Here is a 23,630-nt window from a genome sequence, read left to right as displayed (position 1 = left end):
AGCAAAGCCCTTCAGGGCGGGGTGGGGTTCTATCGGCCTGAAGGCCGAGGTCTCAAACCATAAAGGAAGTAAGATGAACATTTCAACGATTATTGAATAAATGTCAAGAAAATTTTCCGCCTGCCGCCCGCCTGGACTGCGGGGCGTTCCAGACTTGACGAAGCACGAATCTTTCCCTAGAAATATAAATTCCGCGATACACAACGCTCCGCTAGGTTCCGGAAGACAGGTATGCTTCAACAGGCAGTGATCAACATCATTGAACAGACGGCTCCGCTCTCGCTCATGGCGGAATGGGATCATTCCGGTGTGCAGGTGGCCTCGCCCCGGAAGGAGATCCGGCGTCTGAGCGTCTGCCTCGACCCCGCGCCGGAACAGATTCGCACCGCGTTGGAAACGGGCGCGGATATGGTGCTCACCCACCACCCGCTGGCCATGCGCCCCCAATGGACCGGCGCGCTCAATGGCTATACCGACACGCTGCGTATGCTCTACAGCCACGACGTGCCGCTCTACGCAAGCCATACCACGCTGGACGCAAACCCCCTCGGGCCTGCGGCGTGGCTCCCGGACGAGCTGCGGCTCACGGGCCGGTCGCTTCTGGAAAAGACCGGCACGTTCACCGCTCCTTCCGGCACGACACTTGCGGGACAGGTGCTGGACGGGGGCTTCGGCTGTGTGGGTGACCTGCCGTCCCCCCTGTCGCTGAAGGAAGTCTGCGCCGTGCTGCGCCGGCATCTGCCCGTTGACCGCATGTGCGGTGTTGTCCGTTTTGTAGGCAATGCCGGCCGCACCGTGCGCCGCGTGGCCGTCTGCACCGGTTCGGGGAGTTCACTCATGGAAGAGGCCGCCGCCGCTGGAGCCGACCTCTATATTACCGGCGACCTCAAATACCATGAGTCGCTGGCTCTGCGCTCGCGTCAGGATACGCACAGCACGGACGCCTGTCCCATGGCGATCCTTGACGTTGGGCATTTTTCTCTGGAAGAAGAAATGATCCGCCGCTTTGCGCTCCTGCTTGAAAAGCAGCTCGACGGAGTGACGGTCGCCTTTTTGCCGGGCAGAGATCCCTTCCTGCCCCTGACCTTTCTTTCTGAAGTACCGGAGGTACTGTCATGAGCCTCTATATCGAACAAATCCGCCAGCTTGTGGCTCTCCAGCATGTTGATGACGGCATCCATGCCGTTCAGCTTGAACTCGAAAACTCTCCCAAAGAAGTGAAAGAACTGGAACGTCGCTTTCAGGCTCAGGATGCCCAGCGCGATCTCATTCTGGAAAAGATCCAGCACCTCCAGGAACAACAGAAGCGCCTTGACGCCGGCATTGAAAACGACGAATCACGTCTGAGTAGCAGTCAGGACAAGCTTATGCAGGCAGAGAACTCCCGCGAGTACAACGCCGGAATCCGCGAACTGGAAAGCATGGAACGCCAGAGCCGAGACCGGGAGGAAGAACGCGCAGCTCTCAAGGTCGAACGTGCCTCTCAGGAAGAAAACCTGCGCAGCATGGAGGCTGACTGGAGCGAACTGAAAAACGAACTGGAAAGCCAGCGGCAAAACCTGGAACAGCGCCTCGCCGCCTCACAGAAAAAACTCCAGGAGCTCGAAGAGGAGCGCTCCGGGGTGAGCACCGGCATCCCCTCGCCCGTGCTGCGGCGCTATGAATTTATCCGCAACCGCCTGCGGCATCCGGTCATCGTGCCCGTGGAAGACGGCGTCTGCACCGGCTGTCACATCGCCATTCCGCCTCAGGTCTTCATCGATCTCCAGCGTGGCACGCAGATCCTGAGCTGCCCCAACTGCCAGCGGCTCATCTACTGGGCACATCATTTCCAGGACACTGCCGCCAGCCAGGAACAGGAAGCCGCCGCCGAGTAACATTCCGGAGTTGGACGGGCTGTCGCCGCGGACCAGACGGTTCGGGGAGGAAAGTCCGGGCTTCACAGGGCAGGATGCTGGCTAACGGCCAGAGCGGGCGACCGCTGGAAAGCGCAACAGAAAGCAGTCCGCCGCCTTCGGGCGGTAAGGGTGAAACGGCGAGGTAAGAGCTCACCGGCTGGCGCGGCGACGCGTCAGGCCAGGCAAGCCCCATCCGAAGCAAGACCAAATAGGGGAACCGGCCGGCCCGGCCCATGGTTCCCGGGTAGGTTGCTTGAAGGCGCGGGCAACCGTGTCTCTAGAGGAATGACAGCCGCCGCCTTCGGGCGGTACAGAACCCGGCTTACAGTCCAACTCCTTTTCGGGGGAAGCTCCTGCTTCCCCCTTTTTCAAGTAACGTACAGAAAACATTATCAGCATTTAATGTTTCAATCCACAGGCGCCCCCATCCGCCGACTGACTCCGCAACCGACTGCCCCGCTTCGGCGGCGTCACCATGTTTGCCGGCAGAGCCGGACAAACACGTTCACTATCAGCGGCGCACACGCCGCGCCGTCCGGCAGCCAGGGGAGAGGTTACGGAAAGGGGTTTCATCGGTTTCGCCGTTTTGTCAACTACTCTTTTCCTCCTGAAGGAGGGGGGCTCAAACCACAAAGGAATTTTTGATAAAGAAGAACGTACTATCGGATTGGAGTATATTAAAAATCACAAAATATACATAAAAACACCTCATTATCATGACACCTGTCAGAACATGAAATCAAGGAACGACTAAAAAGGCAGAGTATCCTCCAGAACGACCTCTCCCTTTTTCCATTTCTGTTGTCCCCATCATACGAAAAACTCCGTGCAGGTGACAGCACCCCTTTTCCAGAAAAAACAAATCGGGCAAGCATGGACACGCTGTGCATTGTGCCAGCGTCTTTTTTCTTTAACAAAGGAGAAAACCATGTCTCGTCAACCGTTGTCCCTGCCCAAACGCGTCCGCCTCCAGTTCATGCCGGCCGAATGCGAACCCGGCTTCCTCAATCTCGATGTCTTTGTCTCAGAAGTTTACCTGCCGTATATCCGGCTGCGCAAACGAAGCTGGTCCCTGGATGAACGCATCACTCAACGATACCTTTCCCCGGCCTTCGGTGCGAAAAAGCTGCCCCGCATCAAGCGCCGCGAAGTGGAAATCTGGCTGCATGAATTGTCCCGCGGCGGACTGGCCCCAGCCACCTGCAATCGCATTCTGGCCGTCTTTAAATCGGTCTGCACCCTGGCGGAACGGTACGGACTCCTTTCCCCAGGCAGCTCCCCCTGCGCAGGCGTCCAGCCTCTGAAGATTCGTACCCTGCGGGAACGGTATCTCTCTCAGACCGAGGCTCGATGCGTCATCAAGAAACTGGAAGCCAGCACGCACCCCGCAGCCTTCGCCCTTCGGCTGCTTCTGCTCACTGGGGCACGCAAAAGCGAAATCCTCAAGGCGCGCTGGGAAAACGTACGGCTGGATCTGCATCTGCTCATCGTGCCGCTGTCCAAGTCCGGCAAGCCGCGGCACATTCCGCTGACGGACGCTGCTCTGGAGGTACTGCGGGCCCTTCCGCGCAAGCCGGACGTGCCGTGGCTGTTCCCGGGCCATGTGACGGGCAAGCCGCTCTCCGACATTTTTTTCTTCTGGAAAAACTTACGGAATGAACTGGGACTTGACGATGTCCGCATCCACGACTTGCGGCACACCTTTGCCAGCTTTCTTGTCAACGCCGGACACTCTCTCTATGAAGCACAAAGACTGCTGGGACACAGTGATCCCCGCACCACCATGCGCTACGCCCACCTCGGACAGACCTCCCTGCTGGCTGCGGCAGAAACTGTGAGCGGAGTCTTTTCTTCTGAGAAAAGTCTGAACCCGACCGCTTTCTCCACATCCGGACGGCCTTCTGCAAAAGAAAGAACGAAGCGGACTAACCACAGGTAACGGGAAGAACCAAAGCAGAATACCTGGTCAGCCCACTTCGCCGGCTGCCGCAGATGACGGCAGCGTGGTCTTCAACACTGCGTTCCTGCACTTTCTGAACGAAATCAGGGAACCTGCCGCCTGCAAACGCAGCAAAGCAGACTAGCCATGAACCTGCCGCCTGGCGCGTACTGAAACAGGCAAGGTGAACATCATTGCCATCCCTCAGCAGGGAAGGCAGATACCATCAAAAAAGGCCTCCCCGGGGAGGCCTTCAATTTTCCGCTTAACGACAGACATATTTGCCAAAATGCTGCACCGCGCTCCCATGACGCGTTCCGTTAAACAAAAACGGGCAGACGTACACCTTTGCCCTGTGCTGACGCCTGCCCATGCTCATAACTCGTTTTTGGTACCGGAAGTGGGACTTGAACCCACAAGGTGTTGCCACCGGCGGATTTTGAGTCCGCTGCGTCTACCAATTCCACCATTCCGGCATGTTTTTGTCTATACCTGTTTACAAAAATAAGGTCAACCTCTCTCCAGCGTGGACACCAGAACAAAAAACATTACTTTAATTATTTGAAATTCATGATATTTTTTAAGATCACCCTTCAACTCTGCGGTATGACAACAAGATGGCCTTTCCTTCACGCCTTTCCATCCTGTTTTTATGGCGGGCGAGGTGTGACCTGAATGCGCGTTGAAGCTAAAACCTAAAAGACTTCTCGAGGAACCGCCCCGTGCAAAAATTAACACTCTTCATAAGCCTGCCGTGCGACTCTGTTTCACACATATCTTGCGTTTTTATCGAGTACCCGCTATCCTGAGAAAAATTCCTGGGAAATTTATGAACGATTCCTGTCCATCCACGGCAAAGCCCACCGGCTCGACGCTCTCCTCCACGGAGGAGTCCGGCAGTCCGTTTTCTGATGTCCCCCTTATACGGGACAGGTTCGCCCGTATTCCCCATTTCGTATCCTTTTTCTCTACCTCCACACGGGACTTGTGTTCCACCCCAGCCGTGCCGCAGACCGGTTTCTGTTTTGTGGCCGGCGAAAGGCCGTTTCCCGCCCTGAACCTTATCTGAAGGAGTATTTTCTTGGACGCCGAATCCCACAGTAGTCTGTGGTCGAAAATGTGTTCTCTGTTCTCTGGAAAATCGGAAGACCATCTGGAACAGGCCATCCGCGAAGCCCGTGAAGACGGCGAGCTGAAAGCGGAAGAAGGTTCCATGCTGCTTTCCATCCTGACACTTGACGAGCTTCAGGTGCAGGACATCATGACTCCCCGCACCGACATCGACTGCCTGCCTTCCGGCACCACCATCCGCGACGCCGCGGCTGCCATCGTGGACACGGGCCATTCCCGTCTGCCCGTCTATGCCGGTACACGGGACAACATCATCGGCATCGTTCACGCCAAGGATATGCTCAGCTCCCTCATGCAGGCTGAAACCCAGCTCTCCCCGGTGGACAGCATCATGAGCGAACCTTTTTTCGTCCCGGAGACGAAAATCGCCAGTGAACTGCTTCAGGAATTTCGCAGCCGCAAGAACCATCTCGCCATCGTTGTGGACGAATACGGAGGCACTTCCGGACTGGCCAGCATCGAAGACCTGCTTGAAGTCATCGTTGGCGACATCGAAGACGAACACGACGCCCCCAAGGAAGAAGACATCGTGGCCCTCGAAGACGGCAGCTACCGGCTCTCCGGCCGCGCCTATCTGGAAGACCTCGAAGAGAAGGGCATGGCCATGGAATCCGATGAAGTCGATACCATAGGCGGCTATCTCAGCCTGGACGCCGGGCATGTGCCGCAGAAGGGTGAAGAGTTCCATCTGAACGGCTGGACGTTCACCATCGAAGACGCCGACGCCAAGCAGATACACAGCATCATCGCCCGCAAGGACGGCGACTGACCGCGCCTTCCCTGCAATCCAGGCAAACCGGCGCGCCATCTCCCCCCCCGGCGGGGCGCTTCCTTCTGGACAAGCCCGCGCCCCTTACCTATCCTCAAAAAAACGCTTTCCGCGTCGACAGCAGCATGGGAAGGACATCCGCAAAAAAAGGACACGCTCATGGGCATGACCGTGACACAGAAGATACTGGCGGCGCACGCAGGTCTTGAAACCGTTGCGCCCGGCCAGCTCATCGAAGCACGGCTGGACGTGGTGATGGGCAACGACATCACCATCGCGCTGGCCGTTCCCGAATTTCGCAGAACCGGGGCTGAGAAAGTCTTCGACAAAAACAAGGTGATCGTGGTTCTCGACCACTTTGCCCCGAACAAGGACATCAAGGCGGCCATGCAGTGCAAGGTCTGCCGCGACTTCGCAAGAGAAAACGAACTTACCCACTTCTTCGACGTGGGGCGCATGGGTATCGAACACGCGCTTCTGCCCGAACAGGGGCTTGTGGCTCCCGGGCAGGCCATCATCGGCGGAGATTCCCACACCTGCACCTACGGCGCACTGGGGGCCTTTTCCACCGGCGTGGGCAGTACCGACCTCGCCGTGGGCATGGCCACGGGCGAAAACTGGTTCAAGGTTCCCGCGGCCATGCAGATCCGGCTCACGGGCAAGCCCGGCCCCTGGGTCTGCGGCAAGGACGTGATGCTGCACCTCATCGGGCACATCGGCGTGGACGGCGCCCTTTACCGCTCCATGGAATTCACCGGCGGCGGCGTGGCGCAGCTCTCCATGGACGACCGCTTCACCATCGCCAATATGGCCATTGAAGCCGGGGCCAAAAACGCCGTCTTCCCCGTGGACGATGTCTGCCGCACCTCCCTCGCAAAGCACTGCCGCACACCCTGGACTTCCTTTGAAGCCGACCCCGACGCCGTATACGAGAACACCGTTGAGATCGACCTCTCGGCCGTGCGCCCCACCGTGGCCTTCCCGCATCTGCCCTCCAACACCCGCGCTATCGACGATGTGGGTGACGTACCCCTCGATCAGGTCTTCATCGGCTCATGCACCAACGGACGCATGGAAGACATGGCCATGGCCGCCCGCATCCTGAAGGGACGCAAGGTTCATCCGCGCCTGCGCGTGCTCGTCATCCCGGCCACGCCTTCCATCTATCTGGAATGCCTGGAAAAGGGCTACATCCGTATTTTCATGGAAGCCGGCTGCGCCGTGAGTACGCCCACCTGCGGCGCCTGCCTCGGCGGACACATGGGCATTCTCGCCGCAGGAGAGCGCTGCCTCTCCACCACCAACCGCAACTTCGTGGGCCGCATGGGGCATACAGATTCGGAAGTCTACCTGTGCAGTCCGGCCGTGGCTGCGGCTTCGGCCATCGCAGGCCGCATCGTCAGCCCCGAAACTCTGGAACAAGGAGAAGCGTGATGCAGAACGCCCGCGGCAAGGCTTTCGTGTTCGGCGATGATGTCAACACCGACGTCATCCTTCCCGGCAAGTACCTCAACGTCACCGATCCTCAGGAACTGGCCCTGCACTGCATGGAATCCGCGGATCCCGGCTTCGCGAAAAAGGCTGCCCCCGGCGACATCCTGGTCGCCCGCAAGAATTTTGGCTGCGGCTCCTCCCGCGAACACGCGCCCCTGTCCATCAAGTATCTGGGCATATCCTGCGTCATCGCGTCCACCTTCGCCCGCATCTTTTTCCGCAACGCCCTGAATATCGGCCTGCCCATTCTGGAATGCGACGAGGCAGCCCGCGGCATACGTCCGGGCGATGAAGTGGAGGTGGACTTCGATTCCGGGCGCATCACCAACGTGACCTTGGGGCAGACCTTTCAGGCCGCGCCCCTTCCTCCCTTCATGCAGAACCTCATCGCCAGCGGCGGACTGGTCAGCTACGCCAGAAAGAACATGGGCAAATAGCCGCAGTTCCGCAAAAACGGCGTTTTCCAACCAACAGCTTTTCAGGAGTAAAAAACATGGGTACCTATCGCATCGCCGTCATTCCGGGCGATGGCATCGGCTCGGAAATCGTGGCGGAAGCGCTCAAGGTCCTGGACAAAGTGGGCCAGACCTTCGGCCACAGCTTTACCTATACGCAGCTTCTCATGGGCGGCGCGGCCTATGACGCCGTGGGAACCTGCTTCCCGGAAGACACCGTGCCCGTGTGCCGCGAACACGACGCCGTACTGCTGGGCGCTGTGGGCGGCCCCAGGTGGGATCATCTGTCCGGAGCCGAACGCCCGGAAAAGGCACTGCTGAAAATCCGTGAAGGCCTGGGACTGTATGCCAACCTGCGCCCGGCGCTCATGCACCGCGCCCTGAGCGCCGCCTGCCCCATCAAGCAGGAGCATGTGGGCGACAGCATGGATCTGCTCATCGTGCGCGAACTCACCGGCGGCATCTACTTCGGGGAACACGGGTGGCGCGAGGGCAGGTACGGACAGGAAGCCTACGACGTGGAACGCTACAGCGAAATGGAAATACGCCGCATCGCCAAAGTCGCCTTTGAAGCCGCCATGACCCGCCGTAAGAACCTGGTGAGCGTTGACAAGGCCAACGTCCTCGAAACCTCCCGCTTCTGGCGGCGCGTGGTCACGGAAATGAGTGCCGGCTACCCGGAAGTGACGCTTTCCCACATGTATGTGGATAACGCCGCCATGCAGCTCGTGCACCGGCCCAGTCAGTTCGACGTCATCCTGACCTCCAACATGTTCGGCGACATCCTCTCCGACGAAGCCAGCATGATCACCGGCTCGCTGGGCATGCTTCCCTCCGCCAGCCTCGCCGATGGCTCCTTCGGACTCTACGAGCCAAGTCACGGTTCCGCGCCCGACATCGCGGGCAAGGGCATTGCCAACCCGCTGGCCACCATCCTTTCCGCGTCCATGCTGCTGCGCTATTCCCTCGGCCTGAACGCCGAAGCGGACGCCGTGGATGCCGCTGTCACCGCCGTGCTCGATGCCGGAATCCGCACCTGCGACATTGCCGAACCCGGCAAGCCCTCCGTAGGTACTGCGGACATGGGCAAAGCCGTCTGCGAACGCATCTGCCCCCCCCCTTCTGACACAAAGTGCGCTTCCCTGCACGGGGAGGCGCGCTTTTGCTTGGCATGAGGGGGAATGATGGAGGGGAGAGGATGGAAGAAAAAGGGGAACATAGAGGAAGGAAAAAGCGGAGAAAACGTGCGTCAGCCTGCCCCAAAGCGCAGCGTTCGGTGCGCCGTCCGACCTGCGGGCCAGTTCAGCGCCCTGTGTCACAATGAAGGCAGGCTTCAGACTTCGTCCTTGTCCAAAAGATTCCGTATAACCGCGATCAGTTCTCTCATCGCCCCGGCCTTCTCCTGATAATGACGGCGCGTCCGGCCGAAGGTGACGGCGGCAAGTATCCGGCAGCGCAGATACTTCCTGCGGAGAGAGGAATATCCGGCCACAGCCCCGCGGCAGTCCTCGTCATGAAGGCGGTGTATCTCCGCCGCCAGGGGACAGCGTTCCGCATACTTCCAGAAAAAGTCCGCCGCCGTATGCCCGGAACCATAAAGTGTCCAGGGTTTTCCGCCGCCGGTATAGTGGATGACGGCGGGGTGTTCCAGTGCCTCGCGTCCACCCGGCATGGGCAGGTACAGCTCTTTATCAAGCCACATCATGTTATAACGCAGCGGTAGAAAGACGACACGACCGTAAAACAGGCTGTTCAAGACATCCTGATCACGATGCTTGGCGGACTTAAGGCGTGCCTGTTCCATGAGAACGGCGAGGGGAAAATCCCGGCGTATGGCGCTGAGGTTCAACAGCGTGACACCGGCGTTGAAATACCGGCTCTCGTCTTCCATTTCGAGCGTCTTGTGGACATAGCTCCGGAAAGACGCGCTCATGTCCCGAATGATATTGGCGTCCACGACGACCCCGGCATAGGCCTCGCCGAGCCGCGTATGAAAAAGCCCGTACAGGTCTTCCAGCACCACAGTATCCCCGTCCAGGTACAGGACGCGGGCATACTTCAGAAAGAGTTCAGGAATGAACAGCCTGTAATAGGTAGCCAGGGAAAGGCGGTGTCCCGTCTCCAGATCCTCTACCTTCCACTGATTTACAAGCGGCGACACGTCCAGCACTCGCAGGGAAACATGGGAGAAGGGGGCGGCCATGTCCGTCAGCATCTTCGTATATTGAGGAAGAAAATTCTGGGTGAGCACCACGATATCATAGCGATGTTCAGGGGACGCGTTGTCAAGGATGGACTGAAGGCAGGGCGTAAGCGGTACGATAAAGCCGTTGTCCGCTCCAAAGACCACGGTGACGGTGTCCGCTTCGGCAAAGGCCGGCTCCAGGGGGACGAGCGAGTTTTCCTGCTTCGCACGTTCTTTGCCGGGAGCAGGCAGTGCGTTCTCACCGTTCATGGTTCCTCCTGAAAACAATGTTCTCACCCCGAATATCCTGACAATCCGTCTATACGCTTCCCGCGCTGTCAAGGCAAGGCTGTACATGAAACGCCCGTCCGGCGCGGAACCTGCCCGCGGGAGTCTTGCCAACAAAAAAGAAAAGTTTACCATGACTTCCAGACGGCAGAGGCCGTCATCCTTCAACCATGCCGAGGCTCATATGTCCGAAAGCGTCCCCAGGCCCAACCTTCAGGTGGCCGCCCGTGTGGAAGAACTGCTGCGCGAACAGCTCGAAGAGCGCGGCATCAATCCCCGCGCCCTCGCGCCCGAGGACATCGCCGCGCACATGCACTGTCATCTTGCGCCCGACGGCAGCATGACCTATCTTTGGAAAGGGGAACCCATCCTCTACGTCACCCCGGAAAAAAAGCTGCGCAACGGCGAAACGTCCGTGCTCTGGCGCATGTTCACCAGGGACGACGAACCGGAACGCTCTGAACGCAACCCTCAACCCGGTTCCTGAACCGGCCAGCCCTGCGGAGGTCATCATGAATCTCCTCGAAACCATAGGCCGCACCCCTCTTCTTTTTCTGGACAGCGTTTCCGCCGAACTTCCGGCGCGGATCCATGTAAAGTATGAAGCACGCAACCCCGGCGGCTCCATCAAGGACAGGGCGGCACTCGGCTATATCAGGGCGGCCATGCAGTCCGGGATTCTGGCTCCCGGCGGAACCGTGGTGGAGGCCACCAGCGGCAATCTGGGCATTGGGCTGGCCGTGGTCTGCGGCAAGATGGGCCTGAAGCTCGTACTCACCATGCCGGAATCTGCCAGCAAGGAACGCCGGGCACTCCTGCGCGCCATGGGCGCACAGCTCGTCCTCACCCCCGGCGCGGAGGGTATGCAGGGCGCGCAGAAGGAAGCGGAGCGCATCCTGGCAGGCACACCCGGAGCCTTCCGCCCCAACCAGTTCAGCAACGAGGTAGGACCCAAGGTGCACTATGAGACCACAGGCGCGGAGCTTCTCGAAGACTGCCGCAAAGAGGGCTTCCAGCCCGCCGCCTTCCTTGCCGGCGTGGGGTCGGGTGCTACGCTGGCAGGCGTGAGCCGCCGCCTCAAGGAGCATTTTCCTGCCGTATTCTGCGTCGCCGTGGAGCCTGCGGAATCCCCCATGCTCTCCGAAGGCAAGGCCGGCCCGCACGGGATACAGGGCATTGGAGCCAACTTTGTGCCCGCCGTTTTTGACCGCTCCCTCGTGGACGGCATCATGATCGTGAGTACCGAAGACGCCATGCAGACCGCCCGTATGCTCATGGCCAGGGAATCCCTGAGCTGCGGCATCACCTCCGGCGCGAACGTGTGCGCAGCCATGCGTCTGGCCCGGCGCCCGGAATTCGCCGGAAAGGATATTGTCACCATCGCTCCCGACACCGGCGAGCGCTACCTGTCCACCGCTCTTTTCCCCAAGGACTGAACATGACCCCCTGCCGCTCCGCCCCAAAGGACGTCACCCTGTCCCGCATCCGTGAACTGGAAGACATCACCGACGCGCTCTGCCGCCCGGAAGCACTGGCGCAGGTGCTCTCCCCCAAGGACTGCACCACGCCCCTGCCCTCCCGCGATGTCCTAAGGGAAATGATGGAACGCCTGAAGGCCGTATTCTTCCCCGGCTACTTCGGCACCTCGCAGGTACACCGCGAATCCCTGCGCTACCATGTGGCCGCCAATCTCGATTCCATTCTCCGCCTGCTCTCCGAGCAGATACACCGCGGCGGCTGTTTCGCCTGCGCCGACTATGTGAACGACTGCCGCGGCTGCGATGTGGCCTCGCGTGAAATGGCCATGCGCTTCATGCAGCGCATACCAGAGATCCGCGACATGCTCATTGAGGACGCCCGTGCCGCCTACGAAGGAGACCCCGCGGCCACCAGCCCCGGCGAGACCGTGTTCTGCTATCCTTCCATGCTCACCATGATCCACCACCGCGTGGCGCATGTCCTCTACGAACTCAACGTGCCCATCATCCCCCGCATCATTGCGGAAATGGCGCATTCCCATACCGGCATCGACATCCACCCAGGCGCACAGATCGGCTCCAACTTCTTCATCGATCACGGCACCGGCGTGGTCATCGGAGAGACCTGCATCATCGGCACGGGCTGCCGCCTCTATCAGGGCGTGACGCTGGGGGCTCTGTCCTTCTCCAAGAACTCCGACGGCACCCTCGTCAAGGGCATTCCCCGCCATCCCATTCTGGAAGACAACGTCACAGTCTACGCCGGAGCCTCCATCCTCGGCCGCATCACCATCGGCGCCGGCTCGGTCATCGGCGGCAACGTCTGGCTCACCCACAGCGTGCCCCCGAACAGCCGCATCGTGCAGTCCGGCTCCAAAGCCAAACCCGGAGAGCATCTCCGCGGAAACGCCGAATCCGAACAGGCCGGGAAATAAACGTCCTTTTCCCCTCTGACCGCAAGGAGCTGCCCATGCTGACTTCCGACCGCCGACTCTTTCTCGCCGCCGCCGAAGATCCGTCCACGCTCCGGCCCGATGGACGCGAACTCTGCCTGGAGGCGCGCATGGCCAACCGCCACGGTCTCATCACCGGGGCCACGGGCACGGGCAAGACCTTTTCCCTGCAGAATCTGGCGGAAAGTTTCAGTGCCCTGGGCGTTCCCGTCCTGCTCACGGACGTGAAGGGCGACCTCGCCGGACTCTGCCGGCCCGGTGCGCCTTCCGGCGGCGTGGCTGCCCGCGTGGACGAACTCGGCCTGCGCGCAAAAGGCTACGAGAACCGCGCCTGGCCCGTCTGCTTCTGGGATGTCTTCGGCGAACAGGGGCACCCTCTGCGGGCCACGGTCAGCGACCTCGGACCCGCCCTGCTCTCCCGCCTGCTGGAACTGAACGAGGTGCAGAGCGGACTTCTGGACATCGCCTTCCGCATCGCCGATGAACGGGGACTGCTGCTCCTCGACCTCAAGGATCTGCGCAGCATGATCACCTGGATGACGGAAAACCGCGGCGAATTTCTCAGCTACGGAAATATCTCCGGCGCCAGTGCCGGAGCCGTGCTGCGCGCCCTGACCCGTCTGGAAGGCGCCGGGGCGGAAGCCTTTTTCGGCGAGCCCGCGCTGGCGCTGGAAGACCTCTTCCGCACCGACCTTTCCGGACGCGGCTATGTAAACATCCTGGCCTCGGATCGCCTCATGCTCCAGCCGCGCCTGTACGCCACCGTGCTGCTCTGGCTGCTTTCCGAGCTTTACGAACGCCTGCCCGAAGCGGGTGATACCGACAAGCCCCGCTTCGTCCTGCTCTTTGACGAAGCCCATCTTCTGTTCACGAACATGCCCGCCGTACTCCTTGAGAAAGTCGAACAGGTGGTGCGCCTCATCCGTTCCAAGGGCGTGGGCGTGTATTTCGTCACCCAGAACCCCGATGACATTCCCGACTCCGTGCTTTCACAGCTCGGCAACCGCATCCAGCACGCGCTGCGCGCCTTCACCCCGCGTGATCAGAAGGCCGTGCGTGCCGCGGCTCAGACCTTCCGCCCCAATCCGGCCATGAACACCGAGCGCGTCATTGCAGAACTGCGCACCGGCGAAGCATTGGTCTCCTTCCTCGATGCCAAGGGCGCGCCTGCCGTCGTTGAACGTGCGCTCATTCTGCCGCCGGAGGGCGGATCCGGCCCTCTGAGAGCCGAAGAACGCCGGGAAATTCTCGCCGCTTCGCCCATGCAGCGCCTCTACGGAACGAGCGTGGACCGGGAATCCGCCTACGAACTTCTGGCAAGAGAACAGGAACAGCGCCGGGAGCAGGCCGAGGCTCGCCCGGCACGGGGCAGGAAGGAAGAACGCAGCCTCTGGGAGGAAGTCGCCAGAGGCGCGGCGAAGCAGGCCACACGCTCCATGACCAGCGCCATTGGCAGAGAACTGGGCCGCACCATCCTGCGCGGTGTGCTGGGCGGCATTTTCGGCGGCAGGCGCTGAGCCTTCCCCTTGTCAGAGGTCAGTATGGAACAGCCTTCCTTCGCAGTCCGGCGGGAAAAACTGCGCCGCCTCATGTATGAAAGGGGCCTCACCGCCCTCCTGGTGAGCCAGCCCGCCAACCGCTTCTACCTCTCCGGCTTTGAACTGCACGACTGCCAGTGCAGTGAAAGCTCCGGCTGCCTCATCGTCATGGCTGACGGCAAGGACTGGCTGTGTACGGATTCCCGCTACGAGGAAGCCGCCGCCCTGCTCTGGGAGCGGGAACGCCTCTTCATCTATTACGGCAGTTCCTCAGAAGAAATCAACGGGCTGCTCAAAAAGCTGTGCGGGAGCACGGGCGCCATCGGCATCGAAGCCGGACACCTTTCCCACGCCTTCGTTGAACGTCTGGAACCAGGCCTGAAACTCGAAGCCGCCGACGGGCTGGTGGAAAAACTGCGCGCCGTCAAGGACGAGGACGAAATCCGCCTCATCGCCGCGTCTGTAGCGCTCAATCACCGTATGCTGGCCTGGCTGCCTTCCGTGCTTACGCCCGGACAGGACGAAGCCGGGATTGCCTGGGCCATTGAAAAATTCTACCGCGAACACGGGGCCTCGGAGCTGAGCTTCCCTTCCATCGTGGCCGTGGATGAACACGCCGCTCTGCCCCACTACGCTCCGGACAAGCCTGCCCTGCTGCGTGAAGGCTGCCACGTCCTCGTGGACGAAGGCTGCCGCCTCGACCGTTACTGCTCCGACCAGACGCGCACGTTCTGGATCGGCGGAACGCCCCCGCCGCGCTTCAGCGAAATGCTGCACCGCGTTCAGGAGGCGCAGCAGAAGGCCATCGCCGCGTTGCGCCCGGGCGTTTCCGGCAGAGAAATTCACAAGGTGGCTGTGGACAGTTTCGCCGCCTGCGGCATGGAGCGCTTCTTTACCCACGCGCTGGGTCACGGCGTGGGACTGGAGACGCACGAGGCGCCGCGCCTCAGCCCCCGCGCCACGGAGCCGCTTCAGCCCGGCATGATCGTCACCATAGAGCCGGGCCTGTACTTCCCCGGCTGGGGCGGTGCTCGCTGGGAACACATGGCCGTCATCACCGAGGACGGCTGCCGCGTCCTGTAAGGCCCGGGAGTTCCCCTCCCGTGCCGCCTCTGGACGAACGCGAAAAAATGTTTATATAGAAAAAAAACGCCGCGCCGGAACACTCATGCGCGGCTTCGGCCCTACCCCGCGAAGGACGCTCCTTCGGCAAACCGTTTCAGGAGAACCCATGCTGCATCCCGAAAAACGACACCTCGTCATCGTTGGCAAGACGCTTGCCATTCAGGTTCTGCTCTTCGTGGGCATACTCTTTGCGCTGTGGGGTTCACAGAAGCTCTACACGCTCGTTGATCCCGTAAAGTTCCCCGTGTATCAGGCCGAGGTCAAGGACAATATGACCGAACAGGAAAAGGGTGTGGCACTGCTCTCGTCCCTGACCAACCGACTGTCCGAAGAGCTGGATTCCACCCTCGGCTGGACGGCCAACGATATTCTGTTCAACCGCTGGCTCATCGACAACAGGGCCTACCGGCAGTTTGGTTCCTATGTGGCCACGAAGATGCTCTTCGACCACTATTCCACCGTCATTGCCAAACTTGGCAACAGCGACCGCGAAAACGACCAGCTCTACAACGCCCGCCTCAACTATCTGGCCATCAGTCCTCAGCGCTGGGGTATGCTCTTCATCCCCTCGGCAGAGGGATCCTACAAGAAGGCCCTTTCCCTCGCCGAAAAGTACAAGGCCGCACTGCTCGAAGGCAAGGCTGTGTACAACTGCCGCACTGACGACATCTATTCCGCGTTCAACGTCATCCTCGGCGAGACGGTGTTCGGCTACGCTCTAGGGCTGCTCAACAACAGCCAGGCTCTGCCCTTCTACACCCTGGACAACCGCGTTTATGAAGCACAGGGCGTCATCCTCGTGGTGCGCGACTACCTGAAGACCATGTATGAACTTTATCCCGAAATCCGCGACAAGAACAACGAGAAGAACATGGAAGCCGCCATGCACTACATGGATCTCATCTGCGACTACGATCCCCTGTACATCACTTCCTCGTTCAATTCCGGAGAGCTGATTATCTCCTACCTGCTCTTCGCCCGTAACCGCCTCGAAGACATTCGGGACAGCCTGCGCATCTGACCGCGCCCACAGAACACGGCTTCGTCAAGGCCGGAGCCTAAGCAAAAGCCTGCATGAGACAGAAAGCGAGCGCCCGCGGCAAAACCGTGGGCGCTCGCTTCTTTCAACGTTGCTGCATGTCTTTCTGCCAGACACGCACCCCAAGCGCGTACCAGCGTTTCCGGCCGTGGGAATACTTCGTGTGCCAGAAAAACCAGCGCAGGCAGGCGCGGCGGTACTGGCGGACAAAGCCACTGAACGGCGTCAGCTTCAGATAACGGAAATACTCTTTCCGATACGGATGGCGGCAGCCGGGATGCCACGGTTTGCGGCCGCCGATGAAATGAACGATGTTCGCTGTCCGCGCCAGATCGTTGAAGCCGGAATTCTTTCCCTGCCTCGTCTCGCAGGCCTGGGCGTTCCAGGTTCTGTCCAGATAGGAAAGATGCTCCTGACACACAACGTTGAGCACGTCCTGGTCGTGGAGAACGATGCGATCCGCATGGTCGCGCAGAAATTCCATACATTGCTCCTGGACGCCCTGTTCCCGCCAGGCACGGAGATTGACAAGAATGACCCCGGCGCAGACATAATGTTCAAGTCCCAGGCGCTGCGCATGGCTGCGCTCATCTATATCTACCACTCCGCGCACCCAGTCCTGTCCCATATCCTGCCCGTACAGTTCTGCCAGACTGGAACGGCAGACCAGATCCCCGTCCAGATAGATCACCTTATCAACATCGGGAAGGAGACTTGGAAGAAGCAGGCGGTAATAGGTAGCCAGCGTGACATGCGTCACGCCGCCGGCCTGTGTGTGCAGAGGCGCATCCCTAAAGGCGTCTTCTCCTATGGATAAAAATTGCAGTTCAGCCTCTCCAGCATCGGCCACAGCTTGCAGCCGGCGCTTATTTTCTTCGCCGATACCGCCGTCAAGGACGATAATGGTCAACTCATCTGCCGGCTTCCTGTGATGAAGGATGGAGGCCAGCGCCACCGCCAGGTGCTGGGCGTAGTTATCATCGGAAGAAAAACAGACATGGATCTTCATGCACTTCTCGTCAGAACAGATTCCGCAGTCCCGTGGGACGGTGTTTAATTTTTAAAAGGGGCAGCATACCGAAAAGTTTCCATTCGTCATACTGAAAAGTATGCTCCGCACGAAGCACGGTAATCCCAAAAATCTTGATACTATCCTTCTTTTTTATATGGTATTGCGCCATAGCCCAGATTTCAGGATTGTCACGGCGCAGGAACAGTCGAACGCCCTCGGCTGCTGACGCCATCCGATGAGATTGCTTCGCGGTGGTATTCCCATCCCATGAACGGTATTGAAGGAGTTCTTCCTGAAGAATGGCGAACTGCGTGACCGGCACAAGGCGGGCAAACAAGGCATAGTCCTCAGCCGGAGAATACAGAGCCTCATAGCGAATCCTGTGTTTTTCCAGGACAGAACGGCGAAGCATGCAGGACGGATGACGCAGCATACAGTCAACCATGAGCATTTTCTTGATTTCGACATCTTTTTCCGGACGGGAGTCAACCTTGCCGGTCGCTGAGTTCAAGGCCAGCGAACCAACAACTCCCACTTCAGGGTGAGCATCCAGAAAGGCGACTTCCTTTTCCAGACGTTCCGGCAGGGAGATGTCGTCATGATCCATGACGGCGAGGTATTCGCCCTGCGCCATATCCAGCAGGCGGTTGCGTGCGCCGGAAATACCGAGATTGCGCTCATTCACAGCATAGACGATGCGCGGATCCGTGTAGGACTTCACCACCTCTTCCACCTGCGGATCGGTGGAGGCATCGTTGAGGATGAGGAACTCAAAATCCGTGAACGTCTGCGCAAGCAAACTGTCTATGGCTTCACGCAGAAATTCCGGCCTGGTATTGTACACAGGCATAAGTATGGAAACTCTAGACATGGCGGGTATCTCTTCAATTTTTACAGCGGCTTCCCACTTAATGACGGAAAGAACTCCTATCACACCTGTCCATATAAAACAAGCAAGCGTTGAACGTGTTTCCTAAAAAGCGTAAAAACCTCAGGTTCGCAATTTAGATCATTAAAATTTAAAACCTTACTATCTTTTTAATTTTCTTTTTCAAATAAAGAAGAAAAAGCTCCATGATATCTTTAAAATGGAGAAACAACGCCAGTCTTTCCTTTACATAAACGTCATTCTTCCCCAATATCCATGCATAAAAAGCTTTACCATGAACTATGTCAAGTTTATAATTATATCGGATATCATCTATTTTTTCTTTTGAAAAATCTGGACTACGTTCAATAACTTCAAATAAAGTGTCAATTTGAGCAGATAACAAGAACCGTTTACATACAATTTCCTTCAGCTCAAAGGCATTACTGACGGCCTCATCATAGCCATCAATAATTTCATGGACGATATCCTGAGGAGATAAACGCCTGCATTTCGGGCGTCCAGTAAAATTATAATATGCTTCCTCATTAATATTATTTTTATTAATATAGCCATTTCCTCCAAAATAATCGTATTCATATACAGGAATACCCATACCTAACGCATACTGAACTGTTTTACCAATACTTATAATCAAATCATACTTTGATAATATCTGCGGAGTAATATCAACATATATATTTTGCCCATTCCCTATCAAATCCAGTGTTATATTATATTTTTTTAATATTTTTTTTGTTTTTATCAGTTCTTCAGGAATATGATTTGAAATAACGGCTATTCTGCATGGCATACAACGGCTGGTGTGATGGAGTGTATGTGTGTGTGTGTGTGGGGGGGGGGGGGGGTATGTTTGTATACCGGTGGATAGACTGAAAACTCATCAGGAATAGAATTTTCAACGACATACATACTTTCAAGAGGAATACCGTACTTTTTATGATGAGCTTGTTTACATTCTTCACTTATAACCGTGCGCATTGAAGCAGCAGGCCACCACAGAGGAAAAGTTTCTATGTCGACAAAACTTGAGAGACTTCCAAGGATAAGTTTTTTGCAGTTTAATCCTTTATGTAAAAGAGCTTCTATGACAGGAAAATGATAGGCAAAAACAATATCGTAGAAATTTTCAATATTTATTTCATCAATAGTGCAAACATTTATACCTCTATCCGTAAACTTTTTTCTTATTTTATCACTGAAAAAAATTGTAGCCACAAAAACTTCATTCTTTTCTGCTTTAGAAGCAAAAAAACTACTGTACTCGAGCACATGCTTTACAGACCCGTGCAGCCCGTCTAAAAAGGCAACGGTAAAAAGAATTTTCATATTTTTTCTATGCCTCGCAGTTTTATTTCAGTTAATGAACTTCTTCTTTTCACGCGGTGCAGCTTTTCACTTTTTCAAACCAAATTGACACTTGTCTCCGCCTGAAGTCCGGGAATTCCTGTCAGCAACGGCTTGAGCCGTACCCCCGACTGCCTCCTGCTTCACCGAGACTACCTGAAAAAACAAGGCCTGGTTTTCATCATAACCATTCCCTCGTGAAGAATGGTACGGGTACGAACCAGCTGTCTCTTCCTTCAGGCCCCAACCGCCTGACACAATATATCATACCGTTTTTCAAACTGCTATCAAACAAGGGCAGGAAAGTCAAAAGTCGTCAAGGCGTAGCGGCCGCAAGTTCCCCGGCTCTCTGCAAAGGCCTGACCGTCAGACTTGCCCTCTGCGGCACGATGGTCCTTTCTTGCAAGATGCGCCCATTCAAGGTATCGTTGTCCCGTGGGTGGCGGCGGTGTGCAGCAGCACCGCCGGCCCATCGTCAAGGATACTGGTAACATATCGGAATAAAAAATGATCCATGTCTCGCCTCCGCTTCGGCGGGCATGGATGCCCTGTCGGAGGGGCGGCCATGTTCGGCATAGGCAGCACGGAACTTCTTGTCATACTCATCGTCGCGCTTCTGGTGCTCGGCCCCAGGAATCTGCCCAAAATGGCGCAGAAGTTCGGCCGGCTCATGGGCGAATTCCGCCGTGTCTCCACGGAATTTCAGCGCACGCTCAACACCGAGATCGCCTTCGAGGAAGAGAAGGAAAAAGCGGCAAAGGCCAAAGCCGCTCAAGCCGCCCGTGCCGAAGAGCCATCCTCTCCCACTGCAGAAAAGCCGGCTTCGGATCAGGCAGCTCCCGCTCCGGAAGAAGAGAACAAGGCGTGAACGTCATGGAAAGCAAAGAACATTCCAGCGGCGAGAACAGCCCGAACAGCGCGGACATGGCCGCGTTCTATGGCAATGCGGCTTCCGCCGCGGCCACGGGTCACGTCTTCAAACCCGATGCAAAAGCACCCTCTCAGCAAAACACGCCCGGAGCGGAGGCCGTACCCGCCGAAGTAGCAGAACAGACGCCCCCGCAAGGCGGCGAAGAGTCCCTTTCCCCAGCCGCTGCCCTGCCCAATGCTCCTGATGCGCCGGAAGACAAAACTTCTCCTGCTGCGCCAGGCACGGCGGAAGACGGCAAAGCCCCTGTCCCGGACGCTCCCGCGCCCAAGGACGACGTCCCGGACTTCGCGGCCTTTCACCATCAGCCCGCGCTCTGGCCGGAGGACGGCACCGCGAAGGACCCCGCCCCCGCTGCACCGGACGTTGATGACAGTGAAGACGGGGACGAAGGCGCAGAGGACGACGTGCCCATGTCCCTCATGGGACACCTTAACGAACTGCGCCGACGCCTGTTCCGCATAGTCATCATCGTCATTCTGGGCTTTGTGGCCTTTTACGGCGTCTCGGAACAGCTCTACGCCTGGCTTTCCGAACCGCTGCGTGCCTGTCTGCCCGAAGGCAGCAAGCTGGTCTATACCTCGCCGCAGGGAGCCTTCTTCACCTACATGAAGGTCGCTCTGGTGGCCTCGCTGTTCGGAACCAGCCCGTTTTCCTTCTATCAGCTCTGGGCCTTCATCGCGCCCGGCCTGTACCGCGAAGAAAAGCGCGCCGTCCTGCCCCTGGCCTTCTTCTCCTCCCTGTTCTTCGTGGCCGGGGCTTCGTTCTGCTTCCTGCTGGTCTTCCCCATCGCCTTTCAGTTCTTCATGGGCTTTGCCACGGATGCCATTGTGCCCATGATCTCCGTTGAGGAATACCTGAGCTTCGCGCTCAAGCTCCTCATCGCCTTCGGCGTGGTCTTCGAGATGCCGCTCTTCGCCTATTTTCTGGCCCGCTTTGGACTGCTCGCACCCGACTTCATGCGCCGAACCAGAAAATACGCCATCCTTGCCATCTTCATTGTGGCGGCCATACTCACCCCGCCTGACGTGTTTTCTCAGGTATTCATGGCCCTGCCCATGATTCTGCTCTATGAAGTAAGCATTTATGTCGCCGCGGCCGCCTACCGCAAAAAAGAGTCCAAAGACGCTTCCGAAGAGAAGGAGTCCTCATGAACGAACCGCGTTTTGCCGGAGTCTCGCGCTCGACCGCCGAGACCTCCGTCAGGCTGGAACTGAATCTGGACGGCGAAGGCCGCACGTCTGTGAGCACGGGCTTCGGCATGTTCGACCACATGCTCACGCTCATCGCCTTCTGGGCGCGCTTTGATCTCACCCTTGTCTGCACCGGAGATCTGCACGTGGACGCACACCACACCGCCGAAGATGCGGGCCTCTGCCTGGGGCAGGCGCTGCGGCAGGCGCTGGGAGACCGGCAGGGCATAGCCCGCGCGGGCTGGGCACGCGTTCCCATGGATGAAGCCCTGGCCGACGTGACCGTTGATCTTTCCGGCCGCCCCTGGCTGGAGTACCGCGGGGACGAACTGCTGCCCGGCGTCATCGCCCGTGAGGAAAAGGACGTGTGGCGGGAATTTTACAAGGCCTTTGCGTCCACGGCTCAGTGCAATCTGCATATCACCTTCCACTACGGAAAGAACGGACACCATCTGCTGGAATCCGCGGCCAAGGGGCTGGGCCTTGCCCTGGCTCAGGCCGTGCACATAAGCGGCAGCCGCACGCCCAGCACCAAGGGGAGTTTAGACTGATGCGCTATCCTCGTTTTCTGCTTCTCCTTTTCTGTTTCTCCCTGCTCGCCGCCTGTCAGAAGGCGGAAGCTCCCCAGCGCCTCATCACGGACGATCTGTCCGTGGCCGTTGCGCCGTTCACCCAGCCCCGGCAGACGGCGGAACTGCTCTCCGGCTTCATCCCCGAAGATCAGGTCAAGGCCGATGCCGACACTCTCGCCGCACTGGATGAGGCGTTCCGGCAGAAGCTCGCCGCTTCAAAGCGCCCCTACATCTTCCTGAGCCATGCCGATGTGGACGGCGAACCGGCCCTCGATGCCCGCGGCCGCCGCAGTGCGCTGGCAACGTGGGCGGCACGGGCCAGAACCGCGGGCGCGGACATCATCGTGGTTCCGCAGCTCATCGACCTGCGCGAACGTGTGGGCAGCGGCGCCGGCGCCCTGAGTCCGGCTTCCGTGAACGAAGATTTCTACCTCATCGACGCCCGCGAACCCGTGACCCTGCTTCAGCGCTGCCATTTCGCGGCAGAGCAGAAGGCCCTGGCAAACGACGTGACCAGGATCCTTTCCTTCTTCAAACGCAAGGGCAAATGGCTCACCGCGCAGGAGCTGGCTGCGGAAGGCATGGCCAAGGCCGTAGAGGAACTCGGTCTATGATTATTTTTCCCGCAGTGGACCTCCAGGGCGGCAAGGCCGTGCGCCTCAAGCAGGGCAAGGCCGATCAGTCCACGGTGTTCAACGAGGATCCCGTTGCCGCGGCGCTGCACTGGCAGGAACAGGGTGCGGAATGGCTGCACCTCATCGACCTGGACGGGGCCTTTCAGGGCCGCAGCGTAAACGCCGCACTGGTGGCCGAAATCTGCAAGGCTCTCGACATTCCCGTGGAACTGGGCGGCGGTGTGCGCGATGAAAGCGCGGCCCGGCTGTGGTTCGACGCCGGGGTGGAACGGCTCATCATCGGCACGCTGGCCCTTGAAGCTCCCAAAGCCTACGCCCGCCTGTGCGCGCTCTTCCCCGGGCGCATCGGCGTCTCTCTGGACGCTGTGGACGGGCGGCTCAAGACACGCGGCTGGGTTGCGGACGCAGGGCTTACGGTGGATGAAGTCCTGCCGCGGCTGGTGGACGACGGCACGGCCTTCATCATCTATACCGACATCGCCCGCGACGGGATGCAAAGCGGCGTGAACCTGCCCATGCTGCAGCATCTGGCCGAAGTCAGCCCCGTGCCCGTGGTTGCCGCAGGGGGCGTTGCTACGCTGGACGACATCAAGGCACTGTATCCGCTCAGCGTCCATGCCCGCTTGCAGGGGGCCATTTCCGGCCGGGCCATCTACGAAGGAACGCTGAACCTGCCCGAGGCCATAGCCTGGATACGCGCGCAGGGCTGAAGCGTTAAAAACAGCAGGGCAAAGCCTTCGGAGCTGCTGCTTCGGAGGCTTT

At 58.6% G+C, this 23,630-nt stretch carries 24 protein-coding genes, 1 tRNA gene and 1 other RNA gene; 20 read left to right on the top strand and 6 right to left on the bottom strand.

Annotated features, from left to right (window positions below; translation table 11 throughout):
• Positions 1-231 precede the first annotated feature (231 nt).
• The 4 genes from Q0Z94_RS01120 to Q0Z94_RS01105 all read left to right on the top strand — a co-directional run bounded on the left by Q0Z94_RS01120 (position 232) and on the right by Q0Z94_RS01105 (position 3,837).
• The gene (locus Q0Z94_RS01120; protein WP_298066280.1) at positions 232-1,119 is read left to right on the top strand and encodes a Nif3-like dinuclear metal center hexameric protein; all 888 of its coding nucleotides are present in this window, start codon (positions 232-234) and stop codon (positions 1,117-1,119) included.
• Positions 1,116-1,877, top strand: coding sequence for a C4-type zinc ribbon domain-containing protein (locus Q0Z94_RS01115; protein ID WP_298066263.1), 762 nt, complete (start codon positions 1,116-1,118; stop codon positions 1,875-1,877). Before Q0Z94_RS01120 ends, Q0Z94_RS01115 begins: the two co-directional genes overlap by 4 nt.
• Before the next feature lie 6 nt (positions 1,878-1,883).
• Positions 1,884-2,239: RNase P RNA component class A (gene rnpB, locus Q0Z94_RS01110), an RNA gene on the top strand.
• A gap of 587 nt (positions 2,240-2,826) precedes the next feature.
• The gene (locus tag Q0Z94_RS01105; protein ID WP_298066252.1) at positions 2,827-3,837 is read left to right on the top strand and encodes a site-specific integrase; all 1,011 of its coding nucleotides are present in this window, start codon (positions 2,827-2,829) and stop codon (positions 3,835-3,837) included.
• Positions 3,838-4,226: 389 nt separating this feature from the next.
• Here the strand turns inward: Q0Z94_RS01105 and Q0Z94_RS01100 are convergent.
• Positions 4,227-4,313, bottom strand: a tRNA-Leu gene (locus tag Q0Z94_RS01100).
• A 353-nt stretch (positions 4,314-4,666) separates the two neighbouring features.
• Between Q0Z94_RS01100 and Q0Z94_RS01095 the strand changes: the two genes are divergently transcribed.
• The 5 genes from Q0Z94_RS01095 (at position 4,667) to leuB (ending at position 8,861) form a co-directional block, all read left to right on the top strand.
• Positions 4,667-4,906 (top strand): hypothetical protein, encoded by a 240-nt coding sequence (locus tag Q0Z94_RS01095; protein WP_298066246.1) that lies wholly within the window; start codon positions 4,667-4,669, stop codon positions 4,904-4,906.
• Between the two features lie 48 nt (positions 4,907-4,954).
• A complete protein-coding gene (locus tag Q0Z94_RS01090; RefSeq protein WP_298066325.1) occupies positions 4,955-5,737 on the top strand; it encodes a hemolysin family protein in 783 nt (260 codons plus the stop codon).
• A gap of 159 nt (positions 5,738-5,896) precedes the next feature.
• The gene (leuC, locus tag Q0Z94_RS01085; protein ID WP_298066243.1) at positions 5,897-7,171 is read left to right on the top strand and encodes a 3-isopropylmalate dehydratase large subunit; all 1,275 of its coding nucleotides are present in this window, start codon (positions 5,897-5,899) and stop codon (positions 7,169-7,171) included.
• Entirely contained in the window at positions 7,171-7,668 is a 498-nt protein-coding gene (locus tag Q0Z94_RS01080) for a 3-isopropylmalate dehydratase small subunit (protein WP_298066236.1), read from the top strand. The genes leuC and Q0Z94_RS01080 overlap by 1 nt, the downstream gene beginning before the upstream one ends.
• Positions 7,669-7,724: 56 nt before the next feature.
• Positions 7,725-8,861 (top strand): 3-isopropylmalate dehydrogenase, encoded by a 1,137-nt coding sequence (leuB, locus tag Q0Z94_RS01075; protein ID WP_298066228.1) that lies wholly within the window; start codon positions 7,725-7,727, stop codon positions 8,859-8,861.
• A 158-nt stretch (positions 8,862-9,019) separates the two neighbouring features.
• Here the strand turns inward: leuB and Q0Z94_RS01070 are convergent, their stop codons facing one another.
• Entirely contained in the window at positions 9,020-10,141 is a 1,122-nt protein-coding gene (locus tag Q0Z94_RS01070; protein ID WP_298066221.1) for a glycosyltransferase family 8 protein, read from the bottom strand.
• Positions 10,142-10,226: 85 nt separating this feature from the next.
• Between Q0Z94_RS01070 and Q0Z94_RS01065 the strand changes: the two genes are divergently transcribed.
• From Q0Z94_RS01065 to Q0Z94_RS01040, 6 genes are all read left to right on the top strand, one after another.
• The gene (locus Q0Z94_RS01065; protein WP_298066212.1) at positions 10,227-10,646 is read left to right on the top strand and encodes a hypothetical protein; all 420 of its coding nucleotides are present in this window, start codon (positions 10,227-10,229) and stop codon (positions 10,644-10,646) included.
• A 25-nt stretch (positions 10,647-10,671) separates the two neighbouring features.
• A complete protein-coding gene (gene cysK, locus Q0Z94_RS01060) occupies positions 10,672-11,595 on the top strand; it encodes a cysteine synthase A (protein ID WP_298066205.1) in 924 nt (307 codons plus the stop codon).
• A 2-nt stretch (positions 11,596-11,597) separates the two neighbouring features.
• Positions 11,598-12,572: a serine O-acetyltransferase EpsC gene (gene epsC, locus Q0Z94_RS01055; RefSeq protein ID WP_298066195.1), complete on the top strand. Its 975-nt coding sequence runs from the start codon at positions 11,598-11,600 to the stop codon at positions 12,570-12,572.
• 35 nt (positions 12,573-12,607) lie between these two features.
• Positions 12,608-14,107 carry a helicase HerA-like domain-containing protein gene (locus Q0Z94_RS01050; protein ID WP_298066175.1) on the top strand — a complete coding sequence of 500 codons (1,500 nt, stop codon included), beginning with the start codon at positions 12,608-12,610 and terminating at the stop codon, positions 14,105-14,107.
• Positions 14,108-14,131: 24 nt separating this feature from the next.
• Positions 14,132-15,211 (top strand): Xaa-Pro peptidase family protein, encoded by a 1,080-nt coding sequence (locus Q0Z94_RS01045; RefSeq protein ID WP_298066167.1) that lies wholly within the window; start codon positions 14,132-14,134, stop codon positions 15,209-15,211.
• A gap of 148 nt (positions 15,212-15,359) precedes the next feature.
• Positions 15,360-16,274 carry a DUF2333 family protein gene (locus Q0Z94_RS01040; protein WP_298066161.1) on the top strand — a complete coding sequence of 305 codons (915 nt, stop codon included), beginning with the start codon at positions 15,360-15,362 and terminating at the stop codon, positions 16,272-16,274.
• A gap of 103 nt (positions 16,275-16,377) precedes the next feature.
• On the opposite strand, the gene Q0Z94_RS01035 is transcribed toward Q0Z94_RS01040, so the two are convergent.
• The 4 genes from Q0Z94_RS01035 to Q0Z94_RS01020 form a co-directional block, all read right to left on the bottom strand.
• Positions 16,378-17,301 (bottom strand): glycosyltransferase family 8 protein, encoded by a 924-nt coding sequence (locus Q0Z94_RS01035; protein WP_298066155.1) that lies wholly within the window; start codon positions 17,299-17,301, stop codon positions 16,378-16,380.
• Between the two features lie 10 nt (positions 17,302-17,311).
• Entirely contained in the window at positions 17,312-18,175 is an 864-nt protein-coding gene (locus tag Q0Z94_RS01030) for a glycosyltransferase family A protein (RefSeq protein WP_298066147.1), read from the bottom strand.
• A 148-nt stretch (positions 18,176-18,323) separates the two neighbouring features.
• A complete protein-coding gene (locus Q0Z94_RS01025; protein WP_298066128.1) occupies positions 18,324-18,986 on the bottom strand; it encodes a hypothetical protein in 663 nt (220 codons plus the stop codon).
• Entirely contained in the window at positions 18,971-19,522 is a 552-nt protein-coding gene (locus tag Q0Z94_RS01020) for a hypothetical protein (protein ID WP_298066120.1), read from the bottom strand. The genes Q0Z94_RS01025 and Q0Z94_RS01020 overlap by 16 nt, the downstream gene beginning before the upstream one ends.
• A gap of 532 nt (positions 19,523-20,054) precedes the next feature.
• On the opposite strand from Q0Z94_RS01020, the gene tatB reads away from it, so the two are divergent.
• Genes tatB through hisA form a run of 5 tightly spaced genes read left to right on the top strand, consistent with a single transcriptional unit; the run spans position 20,055 to position 23,578 of the window.
• Positions 20,055-20,408, top strand: coding sequence for a Sec-independent protein translocase protein TatB (tatB, locus tag Q0Z94_RS01015; RefSeq protein ID WP_366517552.1), 354 nt, complete (start codon positions 20,055-20,057; stop codon positions 20,406-20,408).
• 5 nt (positions 20,409-20,413) lie between these two features.
• Positions 20,414-21,622 carry a twin-arginine translocase subunit TatC gene (gene tatC / locus Q0Z94_RS01010; RefSeq protein WP_298066109.1) on the top strand — a complete coding sequence of 403 codons (1,209 nt, stop codon included), beginning with the start codon at positions 20,414-20,416 and terminating at the stop codon, positions 21,620-21,622.
• Positions 21,619-22,212, top strand: coding sequence for an imidazoleglycerol-phosphate dehydratase HisB (gene hisB, locus Q0Z94_RS01005; protein ID WP_298066087.1), 594 nt, complete (start codon positions 21,619-21,621; stop codon positions 22,210-22,212). Before tatC ends, hisB begins: the two co-directional genes overlap by 4 nt.
• On the top strand, positions 22,212-22,847 hold the full coding sequence (locus Q0Z94_RS01000; protein WP_298066079.1) for a nucleoid-structuring protein H-NS: 636 nt from the start codon (positions 22,212-22,214) through the stop codon (positions 22,845-22,847). Before hisB ends, Q0Z94_RS01000 begins: the two co-directional genes overlap by 1 nt.
• Positions 22,844-23,578, top strand: a complete 735-nt coding sequence (hisA, locus tag Q0Z94_RS00995) for a 1-(5-phosphoribosyl)-5-[(5-phosphoribosylamino)methylideneamino]imidazole-4-carboxamide isomerase (RefSeq protein ID WP_298066070.1) — start codon at positions 22,844-22,846, stop codon at positions 23,576-23,578. Before Q0Z94_RS01000 ends, hisA begins: the two co-directional genes overlap by 4 nt.
• The last annotated feature ends 52 nt before the right edge of the window (positions 23,579-23,630 follow it).

The organism is uncultured Mailhella sp. (genome assembly GCF_947631555.1).
Classification (GTDB): Bacteria; Desulfobacterota; Desulfovibrionia; order Desulfovibrionales; family Desulfovibrionaceae; genus Mailhella.
The sequence above is the reverse complement of the archived record's forward strand: the minus strand, read 5'-3'. Positions and strand labels throughout refer to the sequence as shown.